Source organism: Duganella sp. P38, assembly GCF_050859475.1.
In the GTDB taxonomy this organism is placed as follows: domain Bacteria; phylum Pseudomonadota; class Gammaproteobacteria; order Burkholderiales; family Burkholderiaceae_D; genus Rugamonas.
The window spans coordinates 2,451,327-2,464,750 of record NZ_CP193936.1 but is presented as its reverse complement, the minus strand read 5'-3'; the positions used below and the strand labels follow the sequence as shown (position 1 = coordinate 2,464,750).

Genomic DNA, 13,424 nt, shown 5'->3' with positions numbered 1-13,424 from the left:
TATAATCGGAGGATGAAAAAATTCCTCCTTGCCCTCTGGCTGATGCTGGGCACAGCCGCCCAGGCCCAGGTGCTGCCGGTGCGCGACCAGGCAACGGTCGTCAACCAGCTGCTGGCCGAACGTTTCGACACCGTGCTGCCCGAGGCCATGCGCCAGACCGGCATCGACATGTGGATCGTGGTCTCGCGCGAATACAACGAAGACCCGGTCATCAAGACCATGCTGCCGGCGGAGTGGCTCAACGCCCGCCGCCGCACGATACTGGTGTTCCACCGCGACGCCGCCAGCGGCAAGGTGGAGCGCCTGGCCGTGGCCCGCTACAACGTCGGCAAGGCCATCACGGCGGCGTGGGATATGCGCAAGTTCCCCAGGCAGTGGGACGCGCTGGCGGACATCGTCAGCACCCGCAAGCCAAACCGCATCGGCCTGAATATCTCGCCCCACTTCGGCCACGCCGACGGCATCGACCACACCGACTACACCGAGCTGCTGGCGGCGCTGCCGGCGGCGATGCGAAGCCGCGTGGTGTCGGCCGAGCCGCTGGCGATACGCTGGCTGGAAACGCGCACCGCGCGCGAGATGCAGATCTATCCGCAACTGGTCAACGCCACCCACCAGATCATCGCGGAAGGCTTTTCCGGGCGCGTCATCACGCCCGGCATCACCACCACCGAGGACGTGGTGTGGTGGTTCCGCCAGAAAATCCGCGACCTCGGTTACGACACCTGGTTCCACCCGACCGTGGAAATCCAGCGCGAGGACAAGCAGCGCGCCAATCCGGACGTCATCACGCCCGGCGACCTGCTGCACGTCGATATCGGCATCAGCTATCTGCGCCTGAACACCGACATCCAGCAGCACGCCTACGTGCTCAAGCCCGGCGAGACGGCGGCGCCGGCCGCCTTGCAGCAGGCCTTCGCCCGCGCCAACCGCTTGCAGGACATCCTCACCGCCCAGTTCCAGCCCGGCCGCAGCGGCAACGCGGTGCTGGCGGCGGCGCTGGCGCAGGCCAGGGCCGAGGGCATCCGCCCGACCATCTACACCCATCCGATCGGCTACCACGGCCACGCGGCCGGCCCGGCCATCGGCATGTGGGACGCCCAGGGCGGCGTGCCGGGCAGCGGCGACGACGTGCTGCGGCCGCGCACCGCCTATTCGATCGAGCTGAACGCCGCCAGCGACATTCCGGGCTGGCGCGAGCCGGTGCGCATCATGCTGGAAGAGGATGCCTATTTCGATGAAAGTGGCGTGCGCTACATCGCCGGCCGGCAGAAGCAGCTGCTTCTCCTGCCACGGCCCGCGATTACTATTGAGTAGGGAAAACAAATAGTTCCGCCAAGATCGGGAGTGTCACAAAGCCGCGACATTTGCGATGATAGCGGGGCGAACGTCAGGCCAAAACGCTCGTCCCCTCTTCCTTTTTGGCCCCTACCCCAACAGGAGCACGCTAATGAACTCGTTTGTGGAAACGCTGTCCCCGGCAGCCCGAAACCATGCGGAAGCCCGCATCGACTATTACACCGACCTGACCCAGGCGGTACTGCAATCGCTGCAGCGCTTGTCCGAGCTGAACGTGCAGTTCAGCCGCGAATGGCTGGAGGACTCGACCGCAGCGCTGCGCCACAACCTGCTGACGCCGCTGTCCGAGCGCAAGCCGGAAAACGCGCCACAGCAGGCCGGCGCGCTGCTGCAAAAGCTGCAGGGCTATCATCAGCAGCTGGCTCAGGTGGCGACCGAGTTCCAGACGGAAATCAATAAAGTGGCGCAGGAACACGTGCCGCAGACGGCGCGCACCGCCACCGAGCTGGCCGACGCCGGCCGCAAGGCAGCCGGCAAGCACTTTGCCGACGAGGCCACCCGCTTCGCCAACGTCGCCGCGCAAAACCAGGCCTTCCCGCAAGCGGCCTCGGTGCAGAGCGCCAGCGAAGGCAACAAGAATTAAAGGAAGCGCTGCGGTATATCGTTGAAGAACGGATACATCGGGAAGTACGGCCGGGCCTCGTCCAGCACCTGCTGGACCGAAGGCCGGGTCACCAGCCGTTCGAAATAGCTTTGCAGGTGATGGTATTCCTCCGGGAACGGCAACAGCGTGACGGCGTAGAACAGCGCCGGCGCCGCCGCGCAGTCGGCCATGCTGAAGGCCTCGCCGCACAGCCAGGCGCGCGTAGCCATGCGCTTTTCGATCATCTTGTAGGCAGTCTTGAGCTTGGTGCGCTCCTTGGTCTGGTCGCAGCTCAAACCGGTCAGATGGGCGTTGACGATGGTTTGCACCGGCCCTTGCACATAATTGTCGAAGAAGCGGTCCCACAGGCGCACGTCCAGCGCCGCCTCCCAGTCGGCCGGTATCAGCGGCGCCGCGCCCGGATGGTGGCGGTCCAGGTATTCAATAATGATCGAAGTTTCCGGCACGTCGCGGTGGTGTTGGTTATCGCGCAGCACGGGGAATTTGCACAGCGGCCAGATCGCCTCCAGCTCGGCGCGGTCGCCATCGTCGCCAATATTGATGATGCGCTTGTCGAACGCGGCGCCGTTCTCGTACAGCGCAATCAGCACCTTGTGGCAGAACGAGGCCAGCGGATGGTAGTACAGGGTCAGGGACATGACAGCTCCAGGGGGCGAATAACGATACCAAAGATTTCGTCAAATGATACTTCAGCGGCGGCGATAGCGGCGGACCTTATTTGTTGGGAAACTCGCGCCCGTTCATCGCCGGCCCTCCGCGCCGGCGGACCACTGAAAGGGAACCACCATCATGCGCCATGCCATCACCCTGACCCTCCTCTCCCTGTGCGCCTTCAGCGGCAAGGTCCTGGCTGAAGAAGCCGCGCCCGCAGCAGCCGCGCAAGGCGACACCATGCTGGCCGGCGTCGGCCTGGCCTATGTGCCGGAATACGCCGGCGCCGACAAGAGCCGCGTGCTGCCGCTGCCCTTCCTGGAAAAGACCTACAGCAACGGCGTGTTCCTCAGCACGCGTCGCGGCCTCGGCTACCAGACGGCGCTCGGCGACTTCCGCGTCAGCGCCGCGCTGGGCTACGACGCCGGCCGCGAGGATCACAAGGAAAACTATTTCTCCGGTTCGGACGCGCTGAAAGGCATGGGGCGCATCAACGGCTCGACGCAGGCTGTGCTGAGCGTCGGCTACCAGCTTGGCAGCGTCGGCCTCAACCTGAGCACGCGGCAAAACCTCGGCCACCGCGAATACGGCAGCACCTACACGCTGGGCATGGAAACGCCGATCTACAGCAGCGCCAGCGACCAGTTCAGCTTCAGCGCGTCGGCCGAATACGCCGACCGCAAACGCATGCAGACCTATTTCGGCGTCACCGCCACGCAGGCCGCCAATACCGGCTACCGCTACCGCGCGTATGCGCCGGGCGCCGGCCTGGCCAACGTCGCGGCCGGCGTCAGCTGGACCCACGTTGTCGACCGCAACTGGATCGTGCGCAGCGCCGCCGGCGTCACCGTGCTGACCGGCGACGCCGCCGACAGTCCGCTGACCCAGCGCAAGGCCATGCCGGTGCTGATGACGGCGCTGGTCTACAAGTTCTGAGCAGCCATGCGGTATCATTGCTGAAAACTCATCGTTAAATCAATGGTACTTTCCGCTTTCCTCTTCCTGGCGCTGGCGATCGGCGCGGTCTGGTTGCGGCCGCTTCCGACCGGGCCGCGCCCGCTGCCGGTGTGGCCGCTGTTATTGCTGATGGCGCTGGCATGGGGCCTGGCGGGCGGCGTGCTGGCGCCTGCCGCCATCGCCGCGCTGGCGCTGCTGGCGACGCTGGCCTGGGGCTGCGCCGCCGCCCCGCGCGCCTGGCAGCGGCTGGTGTGCGGCCTGCTGGCCGGCGTGCTGGCGCTGGCACTGGCCATGCACAAGCTGCCGGGCTTCCATAACCCGCTGCTGATCGACCGCGTGCTGCTGTCGGCAGGCGCTGCGCCGTTCAGCCTGTACGCCAATTTCGACAAGGGCGCGGTCGGTTTGATCCTGCTGGCCCTGCTGTGCCGCCGGGTATCGTCCTGGGCCGAACTGGCGGCCGTGCTGCGGCGCACGGCGCCGGTGCTGGCGCTGACGCTGCTGGCCACGCTGGGCTTTGCCGTCGCGGCCGGCGTGGTGGGCGTCGACCTCAAGTGGCCGCCGCAGGCGCCGGTCTTTATCGCGGTTAACCTGCTGTTCACCGTGGTGGCCGAGGAAGCATTCTTCCGCGGCCTGTTGCAGGACAGGCTGGCGGCGGCGCTGGCGCGCTGGCGCTGGGGCGCCGGGCTGGCCGTGATCGTCTCCGCGCTGCTGTTCGGCGCCGCGCACCTGGGCGGCGGCTTGCTATATGGCATACTCGCTACCATCGCCGGCTTCGGCTACGCCTGCGCCTACCAGCGCACGCGGCGGATCGAAGCGGCCATACTGGTGCACATCGCATTGAACGCCGTGCATTTTATTGCTTTCACTTACCCTGCCAGGTTATCCGGTGTCTGACTCTCTCGCCTCCCGCAACTTACCCGGCGCCGTCGCCGGCCTGGTCGGCACCGCCACGGTGCTTGCCCTGCTCTACTTCGGCCGCGATGTGCTGATTCCGATCACGCTGGCCTTCATCCTCAGCTTCCTGATCGCGCCGTTCGTGCGGGCGCTGCGCCATGTCGGGCTGGGGCAGACATTGTCGGTCTGCACCGGCGTGCTGGTGGTCACGGTGACCTTGCTGGCGATCGGCACCGTCATCGTGCAGCAGGTCGGCGCGATGGGCGCCAGCCTGCCGCAGTACCAGGACACCATCGCGGAAAAGGTCGAGAAGCTCGACGAGCTGACGCGCGGCACACTGGGCAGCCTCGGCGGCCCGGCTGGCCAGCTGATCGAGCATTTCACGCAGGACAGCGGCGGCGGCGCGCAACCGGTGCTGCAAAGCGACGGCAGCCTGAAAACGCCGGTGCTGGTGGAGATCCACGAGCCGGCGCTGAAGCCGTTCCAGTTACTGGGCAAGATCGCCGCGTCCGTGTGGCAGCCGCTGGAAACGGCCGGCATCGTGTTCGTGGTGCTGATCTTCGTGTTGCTGGAACATGAATCGCTGCGCGACCGCTTTATCCGCCTGGCCGGCGGCGGCGACCTGCGCGCCACCACCATCGCCGTCAACGACGCCGGCGAGCGGCTGTCGCGCTTCTTTATTTCGCAGTTCCTGGTGAACCTTGCGACCGGCCTGTCGGTGTGGCTGGGCCTGACGCTGATCGGCTTGAGCCAGGCGCTGCTGTGGGGCACGATGACGGCGGTGCTGCGCTTCATTCCCTACGTCGGCGTGTGGATGGCGGCGTTCTGCGCCACGCTGCTGGCGGCCGCCATCGATCCCGGCTGGTCGATGGCGCTGATGACGCTGGGCCTGTTCCTGGCGGTCGAGATCATCGTTGCGCAAACCATCGAACCCAAGCTGTACGGCCACACCACCGGGCTGTCGCCGCTGTCGGTGGTGGTGGCGGCGATTTTCTGGAGCTGGATCTGGGGCCCGGTCGGACTGGTGCTGTCGACGCCGCTGACCCTGTGCCTGGTGGTGGCCGGCCGCTACATCCGCGCGCTGAAGGTGCTGGAGATCATGTTCGGCGAGCTGCCGGCGCTGACCATGCCGCAGAACTTCTACCAGCGCGCGCTGTCTGGCGACGCGCATGAAATCATCACCAGCGCCAAGCGCTACATGCAGCACAAATCGCTGGCCGAGTATTGCGACGGCGTGCTGCTGCCGGCGCTGCACCTGGCGCACTTCGACCTGAAGGACCGCTCCATCACGCCGGAGGAAGAGGAAAAAGTCACCTCCTCCATCATCGCCGTGATCGAGGCGCTGAGCGGCAATCCGAAGTGGTGGAAAAAGCGCAAGCGCGGCAGCGTGCTGGCCGCCGGCGGCATCGGCCGCCAGTTGCGCGAACGGCGCATTTCCGACACCGGCGAGTGGCAAGGCTCGTTCGATGTACCGGCCGGCAGCGTGGTGCTCAGCATCGGCCTCGGGTCGCAATATGCCGAGCTGGCCACCGAGATTCTGGTGCGCATCCTGCGCGAACAAAAAATCGACGCGCGCAGCCGCAACCTGGACGAGCTGGACCAGGAGCCGCCGCCGGGCGCCTCGCCGGAGCTGGTGGCGATCGTGGTGCTGGTCAGCGTCGATCCGCTCAACGATTGCGAGCAGATGACTTCCATGCTGGAGGCGATCCGCGCACGCGTGCCGAACGCCAAGCAGTTCGCGCTGCTGCTGCCTAGCCCGTTTGAAAATCCGGATTTGAAGACGTGCGTGTTCCCGACCGCCGACCATGTGTCGCGTTCGTATGACGATGTCACCCACGCCTGCCAACTGACCATGAAAGGACGTAGCACCCTATGAAGGCCATGGTTGCCCTGCTGCTGCTAGCCGCCGCCGGCGGCGCCCACGCGCTCGATTGCGCCAACGCCGTCACCACGGCCGAACTCAACGAGTGCGCCGCGCAGGAACAGCAGCGCGCGGAAGGCAAGCTGAACGAGTACTACCAGGGCGTCGTCGCCCGGCTGCAGGACGCCGCCACCCGGCAGGCGCTGATCGACGCGCAAGCGCTCTGGGTCCAATACCGCGAGCAGGACTGCAAGGCGGTGGCGCAACAGTACCAAGGCGGCTCGCTGTCGCCGGTGATCTACACCGGCTGCATGAGCCGCCATACGGAAACGCGCTTGCGGCACCTGCAAAACTTCTACCAGCCGGAACAGCAATGAACACCCCGCTCGCCTTGCTGGCACTGGCGCTTCCCATGGCGGCGTCGGCGGCGCAACGGGCAGTTCTTTGCCAACAGTGGCGGCAAGGTGCGCTCCATGCTGACGCTGAGTGCAACGCAAGATCCGTTAAACAAATAGTCAGGACCTCCCCATGGCCAAGCATTTGATGATTACCGGCGTAGTGCAAGGCGTAGGCTATCGCGCCGCGTTCGAGCGGCAGGCGGTGGCGCTGGGCTTGCGCGGCTGGGTGCGCAACCGGCGCGACGGCGCGGTCGAGGCGCAAGTGGATGGCGATACCGCCGCGCTGGACACCATCGTGCGTTGGGCGCACCAGGGGCCGCCGGCCGCGCGCGTGGCCGGCGTAACGGTGCGCGAAGCCGCTGGCATCGCCGACGCCTTCCGCATCCTGCCGACGGCGTAGCGGCGCAGCGTTAGGCCGCGAACAGACCGGCGCATCCGGCTCCGTTAGCTTATTCCCATACACAACAAGGAGCTAACATGTCCGTCACTACCGATCACACCATCAGCCAACTGTTCCTGCTGGCCAATGCCGAGCAGCGTGCAGATATCGTCAACCGCCTGTTGAGCAATGTCAGCCACGAGATGGCGCTGTCGCTGGCGGCCAGCATCGGCGACTTCGGCGAGGAAAAACGTCCGCACGTCACGCCTGAGCAAACCGAGCAAATCACCGCCGCCCAGGTAGAGGAAATCGCCGCCACCGCCGAACAGCATGCGCCGGGCGTGGTGCAGAAAGTCACCGCGTTCTTCAGCGACGAGCTGGCGCGCGCCTGATCGCGGCGCCAGGGTTAGTCCGCGCACGGAATCGCGGCGGCATGGCCGTAAGCTTCTCCTTCCGTCCATCCACAGGAGAAGCCCATGGGCATGCTAAGCAACATCTTCCACAAGATTTTCCCATCTTCGCACCCGGCGGTAGCGCAAGCGCCGCAGGGCACCACCGTTCCGCCGCCACCGCCTTCCGCACCGGCGCCGCAAGCGCCTGCCACCGTGCAACTGAGCGAAGTCGATGTTGAAAAGATTCTCGATGAGAAAGCACAGCACAGCGGTCAGCCGCTGAACTGGCGCACCTCCATTGTCGACCTGCTGAAACTGCTGGATCTGGACAGCAGCCTGCAAGCGCGCAAGGAACTGGCGCAAGAGCTGCACTATGCCGGCGACACCGGCAACTCGGCGTCGATGAACGTCTGGCTGCGCCGCCAGGTGATGACCAAGCTGGCCCAGAACGGCGGCAAAGTCCCCGCCGATCTGAAAGACTAGTTCAGCGCCAGCTCGGGCTGCTGTTGCACGATGGCGGTTTTCGGCAGGCAGACGATGAAGGTGCTGCCCTTGCCCGCCTCCGATTTGATCTGCAAGGTGCCGCCGTGGCGCAGCAGCACGTGCTTGACGATGGCCAGGCCCAGCCCCGTCCCCTGCGTCTCGCGCGAGCGGCTCTTGTCGACCCGGTAGAAACGCTCGGTCAGCCGCGAAATATGCTCGGGGCTGATGCCGATGCCGGTATCTTCCACCTTAAACTTGACGCCGCCTTCGAACTCCTTCCATACCAGATGGATCTTGCCGCCGGCCGGCGTGTAGCGCACCGCGTTGGAGGCCAGGTTGCCGAAGGCGCTGTGCAATTCCTCGTAGGAGCCCATCACATTCGGCCCTTCGACCGCCATCGTCACCTCGTGCTTGCCGGCCGACAGCGCCCTGGCGTCGCGCTGCACCTGCTCCATCAGCTTGCCGACATCGACCGCTTCGGGCCGCATCGGGTAATCCACCGACTCCAGCCGCGACAGCGTCAGCATGTCCTCGATCAGGTGCTGCATGCGGTGGCCCTGCTCGGTCATCAGCTTCAGGTGCGCGGCGCGCGTGGCCGCGTCCAGCCCTTCCTGCGCGGCGATTTCCAGGAAGCCGACGATCACTGTCAACGGCGTGCGCAACTCGTGCGAGGCGTTGGCGATGAAGTCGCGGCGCATTTCCTCGATGCGCTCGGTCTCGGTCGCATCGTGCGTCACCAGGATCTGGCGGCGGTTCTCGAACGGAATGATATGCACGATCAGCTTGCGCTCGCGGAAGCTGATCGTCAGCGGCTGCTCGTAGCGGCCCAGGATGATGTAATCCATGAAGTCCGGGTTGCGCACCAGGTTGGTCACGCGCATGCCCTTGTCACGCTCGTTGCTCAGGCCCAGATGCTGCTCGGCCGCCGGGTTGCACCACTCCAGGAACAGCACGTCGTCCATGATGGCGACGCCGTCCGGCAGCAAATGCATGGCCTGGCGGAAGCGCGCCAGCCACTCGGTCAGTTCGGTCTGGTTCTTCTCGTCCTCGCGGCGCATGCGGTACAGGCGCGAGAAGATATTGGTCCATTCGCCCCAGCCGTCCGGCAGCTTGGCGCTTTGCGGATCGTCCATCCAGTTGCTCAACTGGTAGAGGTAGGACAGCTGGGTGAACACCAGCGCAATCATGCACAGCAGCGCCAGCACCAGGCCGGTAACCCAGCCGGCAATCCATCCCGCCAGGGCGCAGCCCGCCAGGATAAGCGCGGTGCGCAGCGCCGCCGGCACCCAGAACACCAGTTTAGGATTCATTTAAAACTCAGCTTTTTTCCGACAGCATGTAGCCGACACTGCGCACGGTTTTGATCAGGTGCTCGGCCTCTTTCAAGGCCTTGCGCAGCCGCAGCACGTGCACGTCGACGGTACGCTCCTCGATCACCACGTGATCGCCCCACACCTTGTCCAGCAGCTGGCTGCGCGAGAACACGCGTTCCGGGTGCGCCAGCAGGAATTTCAGCAGCTTGTATTCGGCATGGCCGATGTCGATCTTCTGCTCGTCCATGGAGACGGTGCAGCTGACCGGGTCGAGCATGATGTTGGCGGCGCGCATGGTCGACTGCGAATGCTCGGGCGCCTTGCGGCGCAGCAGCGCCTTGGCGCGGGCCAGCAGCTCGCGCGGCGAGAACGGCTTGGTGATGTAGTCGTCGGCGCCGCTGTTGAGGCCGGCAAGCTTGTCCTCTTCCATGCTCTTGGCAGTCAGCATGATCACCGGGATGTCGCTGAACTGGCGGTCCGAGCGGATCCGCGCCAGCAGGCGCAGGCCGGTCGAATCCGGCAACATCCAGTCCAGCAGGATCAGCTGCGGCGTGCGGGTCTGGATAAAGTCCCAGGCCTCGCCCGCGCTTTGCACCGCGCAGCAGTTCCAGCCCGCCTCGCGCAGCGAGAACGTCACCAGCTCGATAATCGCCGGCTCGTCCTCCACTATCAATACAGTCGTTTTATCAGATGCCATTTAAATTATTTACTCAGCTTGCGTAGGCGCTTCATCCGGCAGGGGCACGGTCTTGGTGTGGCGGATATCCTTGCCTTCCACCACATAAATCACGTATTCCGCGATGTTCTTGGCGTGGTCGCCGATGCGCTCGATCGCCTTGGCCACCCACAAGGTGTCCAGCGCGGCCGAGATTGTACGCGGATCTTCCATCATGAAGGTAATCAGGTTGCGCATGATCGAACGGAATTCATGGTCGATTACGGCGTCCTGGGCGATCAGTTGCAGCGCCTGCTTGCCGTCGTTGCGGGCGAAGGCGTCCAGCGCGTCGTGCAACAGGTCCGAGGTGTTGTTGGCGATGTTGCGCACCATTTCGTAATGGTTGACCGTCACCGCGCCGCGCGCGTGCAGCTGCTTGGCGGTGCGGGCGATCTTGGTGGCTTCGTCGCCGATGCGTTCGAGGTCGGTGATGACCTTGATCGTCGCCATGATGGTGCGCAGGTCGTTGGCGGCCGGCTGGCGGCGCACGATCAGGTGGCTGCACTGGTCGTCCAGCTGCACTTCCAGCTGGTTGACGGCGTCGTCCTCGCGCATCACGCGGTCGGCGCGCTCGGAATTGCCGATGCGGAAGCAGGTCATGGCGTCGAGGAACTGGGTCTCGACGATGCCGCCCATCAGCAGCACCTTGCTGCGGATGGCTTCCAGCTCGTTGTCGTATTGTTTGGATGAATGCTCACCGATCATGCTGCTCTCCAATGCGAATTAGTATTATAAGGTCGATCAGCCGAAACGGCCGGTGATGTAGTCCTGGGTTTCCTTGCGGGCCGGGTTCATGAAGATCTGGTCGGTTTCGCCGAACTCCACCAGCTCGCCCAGGTACATATAGGCGGTGTAGTCCGAGCAACGCGCGGCCTGCTGCATATTGTGGGTGACGATGGCGATCGTGTAGTCCTGCTTCAGCTCGGAGATCAGTTCTTCCACTTTCGAGGTCGAGATCGGGTCCAGCGCCGAGGTCGGCTCGTCCAGCAGCAGCACGTCGGGCTTGACGGCGACGCCGCGGGCGATGCACAGGCGCTGCTGCTGGCCGCCGGACAGCGACAGGCCGCTCTTGCTCAGCTTGTCCTTGACTTCGGTCCACAGCGCGGCCTTCTTCAGCGCCCATTCGACGCGCTCGTCCATCTCGCCTTTCGACAGGTCTTCATACAGGCGCACGCCGAAGGCGATGTTGTCGTAGATCGACATCGGGAACGGCGTCGGCTTCTGGAACACCATGCCGACTTTGGCGCGCAGCATGTTCAAGTCCTGGCCCTGCTCCAGGATATTGCGGCCGCGATACATGATCGAACCTTCGGCGCGCTGGCCCGGGTACAGGTCGTACATGCGGTTCAGCGTGCGCAGCAGCGTCGACTTGCCGCAGCCGGACGGGCCGATGAAGGCGGTCACCTGGCGCTCGTGGATGTCGAGGCTGACGTTGTGCAGGCTCTGGGTCTTACCGTAGAAGAAGTTCAAGCCCGAAATTTCGATGGTCTTGCGTTTGCCTTGGGTCATGGTGGCGACGTTTTCTTGGCTCAGTTGCGTATTCATGGAGGGATTCGCTTTATCTAATTAGTTCGGGGCTTTTTGGGCAAACACGGTGCGGGCGATGATGTTCAGGGCCAGCACGCTGAAGGTCACCAGCAGTGCGCCGCCCCAGGCCAGTTCGCGCCAGTTGTCGTAAGGGCTCATGGCGAAGCCGTAGATCACCACCGGCAGGTTGGCCATCGGCGCGTTCATGTCGGCGCTGAAGAACTGGTTGTTCAGCGCGGTGAACAGCAGCGGCGCGGTTTCGCCGGAGACGCGCGCCACGGCCAGCAGCACGCCGGTGATGACGCCGGCCTTGACGGCGCGCAGGCGCACCATCATCGCCACTTTCCAGCGCGGCGCGCCCAGCGCAAACGCGGCTTCCAGCAGGCTGTTCGGCACCAAGCGCAGCATATTGTCGGTGGTGCGCACCACCACCGGGATGGCGATCAGCGCCAGCGCGATCGAGCCGGCGTAGCCCGAGTAGTGCTTGGTGGTGGCCACGTACATGGCCCAGACGAACATGCCGATCACGATCGACGGCGCCGACAGCATGATGTCGGTGACGAAGCGGGTGATGCTGGCGACCTTGTTCTCTTCGCCGTACTCGGCCAGGTAGATGCCGGCCAGGATGCCGATCGGGGTCGAGATCAGCGTCGACAGCGTGACGATCAGGAAGCTGCCGAAGATGGCGTTCCACAAACCGCCGCCCTCGCTGCCCGGGGCCGGCGTGGTTTGCGTGAACATATTGATGCTCAGCGCGCCGAAGCCCTTGATCAGCAGCGTGGCCAGGATCCAGGCCAGCGCGATCAGGCCGATCGACATCGCCAGCACCGACAGCGCGATGCCGACGCGGTGCTTCAGCAGGCGTTTGCGATAAACCGGGTTCATCGCGGCTTTTTCCAGAGTTGCGCTCATTATTTGACGCCTTCCTTGCGAGACATGCCAGCCAGCATCAGCTTGGCGGCGGACAGAACGATAAAGGTGATGACGAACAGGATCAGCGCCAGCGCGAACAGCGACGAGGTGTGCAGCGCGGTATCCGATTCGGCGAATTCATTGGCCAGCGTCGAGGCGATCGAGTTGCCGGCCGCGAACAGCGACCACGACAGCTTGTTGGCGTTGCCGATGACGAAGGTCACCGCCATCGTCTCGCCGAGCGCGCGGCCCAGGCCCAGCATGACGCCGCCGACCACGCCGGTCTTGGTGTAAGGCAGCACGATCTTGCGCACCACTTCCCAGCGCGTGCAGCCCAGGCCGTAGGCCGATTCCTTCAGCACGGCCGGCACGATCTCGAACACGTCGCGCATCACCGACGAGATGAACGGGATGATCATCACGGCCAGGATCAGCGCGGCGGTGATGATGCCCAGGCCCATGGTCGGGCCGCTGAAGAACTGGCCGATCACCGGCAGCTGGCCCAGCGTGGCTTTCAGGAACGGCTGCACGTAGTCGCCGAACAGCGGCGCGAACACGAACAGGCCCCACATGCCGTAGATGATGGACGGGATGCCGGCCAGCAGCTCGACCGCCGTGCCCAGCGGGCGGCGCAGCGCGGCCGGGCAGATTTCGGTCAGGAACAGCGCGATGCCGAACGAGATCGGGAAAGCGATCAGCAGCGCGATGCCGGAGGTGGCCAGCGTGCCGACGATGGCGATCATCGCGCCATACTGGTCGTTGACCGGGTCCCACTCGACCGTGGTGATGAAGCGCGGGCCGAACTCCTTGAAGGCCGGCCAGGCGCCGACCATCAGCGAGAAGATGATCCCCAGCAGCACCGCCAGCACGGACAGCGCGAAGATCATGGTGGTCTTGTGGAAGAAGAAGTCCTGGATGCGCTGCTTGCGCATGGTGCGCAGCATCGACTGCATCGCAGCCTGTTCGGCGGCGGTCAGCG

Annotated in this window: 16 protein-coding genes; 9 read left to right on the top strand and 7 right to left on the bottom strand. The window is 64.8% G+C overall.

What is annotated here, in order from left to right:
- The first annotated feature begins 12 nt into the window (after window positions 1-12).
- Together ACRQ5J_RS11410 and ACRQ5J_RS11405 are read left to right on the top strand one after the other, a co-directional pair.
- Complete coding sequence (locus ACRQ5J_RS11410; RefSeq protein ID WP_432383372.1) at window positions 13-1,317, top strand: M24 family metallopeptidase; 1,305 nt, start codon at window positions 13-15, stop codon at window positions 1,315-1,317.
- Between the two features lie 133 nt (window positions 1,318-1,450).
- A complete protein-coding gene (locus ACRQ5J_RS11405) occupies window positions 1,451-1,942 on the top strand; it encodes a phasin family protein (protein WP_432383371.1) in 492 nt (163 codons plus the stop codon).
- Here the strand turns inward: ACRQ5J_RS11405 and ACRQ5J_RS11400 are convergent.
- The gene (locus ACRQ5J_RS11400) at window positions 1,939-2,601 is read right to left on the bottom strand and encodes a glutathione S-transferase family protein (protein ID WP_432383370.1); all 663 of its coding nucleotides are present in this window, start codon (window positions 2,599-2,601) and stop codon (window positions 1,939-1,941) included. The genes ACRQ5J_RS11405 and ACRQ5J_RS11400 overlap by 4 nt on opposite strands.
- A gap of 151 nt (window positions 2,602-2,752) precedes the next feature.
- On the opposite strand from ACRQ5J_RS11400, the gene ACRQ5J_RS11395 reads away from it, so the two are divergent.
- The 7 genes from ACRQ5J_RS11395 (at window position 2,753) to ACRQ5J_RS11365 (ending at window position 7,978) form a co-directional block, all read left to right on the top strand.
- Window positions 2,753-3,550, top strand: a complete 798-nt coding sequence (locus ACRQ5J_RS11395; RefSeq protein WP_432383369.1) for a MipA/OmpV family protein — start codon at window positions 2,753-2,755, stop codon at window positions 3,548-3,550.
- A gap of 42 nt (window positions 3,551-3,592) precedes the next feature.
- Complete coding sequence (locus ACRQ5J_RS11390) at window positions 3,593-4,465, top strand: CPBP family intramembrane glutamic endopeptidase (RefSeq protein WP_432383368.1); 873 nt, start codon at window positions 3,593-3,595, stop codon at window positions 4,463-4,465.
- Window positions 4,458-6,341, top strand: coding sequence for an AI-2E family transporter (locus ACRQ5J_RS11385; protein WP_432383367.1), 1,884 nt, complete (start codon window positions 4,458-4,460; stop codon window positions 6,339-6,341). Before ACRQ5J_RS11390 ends, ACRQ5J_RS11385 begins: the two co-directional genes overlap by 8 nt.
- Window positions 6,338-6,703 carry a lysozyme inhibitor LprI family protein gene (locus ACRQ5J_RS11380; protein WP_432383366.1) on the top strand — a complete coding sequence of 122 codons (366 nt, stop codon included), beginning with the start codon at window positions 6,338-6,340 and terminating at the stop codon, window positions 6,701-6,703. The genes ACRQ5J_RS11385 and ACRQ5J_RS11380 overlap by 4 nt, the downstream gene beginning before the upstream one ends.
- A gap of 151 nt (window positions 6,704-6,854) precedes the next feature.
- Window positions 6,855-7,124, top strand: coding sequence for an acylphosphatase (locus ACRQ5J_RS11375; RefSeq protein ID WP_432383365.1), 270 nt, complete (start codon window positions 6,855-6,857; stop codon window positions 7,122-7,124).
- 77 nt (window positions 7,125-7,201) lie between these two features.
- On the top strand, window positions 7,202-7,495 hold the full coding sequence (locus ACRQ5J_RS11370) for a hypothetical protein (RefSeq protein WP_432383364.1): 294 nt from the start codon (window positions 7,202-7,204) through the stop codon (window positions 7,493-7,495).
- Between the two features lie 84 nt (window positions 7,496-7,579).
- Window positions 7,580-7,978: a DUF3597 domain-containing protein gene (locus ACRQ5J_RS11365; RefSeq protein WP_432383363.1), complete on the top strand. Its 399-nt coding sequence runs from the start codon at window positions 7,580-7,582 to the stop codon at window positions 7,976-7,978.
- On the opposite strand, the gene phoR is transcribed toward ACRQ5J_RS11365, so the two are convergent.
- Genes phoR through pstC form a run of 6 tightly spaced genes read right to left on the bottom strand, consistent with a single transcriptional unit; the run spans window position 7,975 to window position 13,398 of the window.
- The gene (gene phoR / locus ACRQ5J_RS11360) at window positions 7,975-9,288 is read right to left on the bottom strand and encodes a phosphate regulon sensor histidine kinase PhoR (RefSeq protein WP_432383362.1); all 1,314 of its coding nucleotides are present in this window, start codon (window positions 9,286-9,288) and stop codon (window positions 7,975-7,977) included. The genes ACRQ5J_RS11365 and phoR overlap by 4 nt on opposite strands.
- 7 nt (window positions 9,289-9,295) lie before the next feature.
- Entirely contained in the window at window positions 9,296-9,988 is a 693-nt protein-coding gene (locus ACRQ5J_RS11355) for a response regulator (RefSeq protein ID WP_218304535.1), read from the bottom strand.
- 9 nt (window positions 9,989-9,997) lie between these two features.
- Window positions 9,998-10,711, bottom strand: a complete 714-nt coding sequence (gene phoU, locus ACRQ5J_RS11350; protein ID WP_432383361.1) for a phosphate signaling complex protein PhoU — start codon at window positions 10,709-10,711, stop codon at window positions 9,998-10,000.
- A 36-nt stretch (window positions 10,712-10,747) separates the two neighbouring features.
- Complete coding sequence (gene pstB / locus ACRQ5J_RS11345) at window positions 10,748-11,515, bottom strand: phosphate ABC transporter ATP-binding protein PstB (protein WP_432383360.1); 768 nt, start codon at window positions 11,513-11,515, stop codon at window positions 10,748-10,750.
- Between the two features lie 57 nt (window positions 11,516-11,572).
- Window positions 11,573-12,445 (bottom strand): phosphate ABC transporter permease PstA, encoded by an 873-nt coding sequence (gene pstA, locus ACRQ5J_RS11340; protein WP_432383359.1) that lies wholly within the window; start codon window positions 12,443-12,445, stop codon window positions 11,573-11,575.
- The gene (gene pstC, locus ACRQ5J_RS11335; protein WP_432383634.1) at window positions 12,445-13,398 is read right to left on the bottom strand and encodes a phosphate ABC transporter permease subunit PstC; all 954 of its coding nucleotides are present in this window, start codon (window positions 13,396-13,398) and stop codon (window positions 12,445-12,447) included. Before pstC ends, pstA begins: the two co-directional genes overlap by 1 nt.
- Window positions 13,399-13,424: the final 26 nt, after the last annotated feature.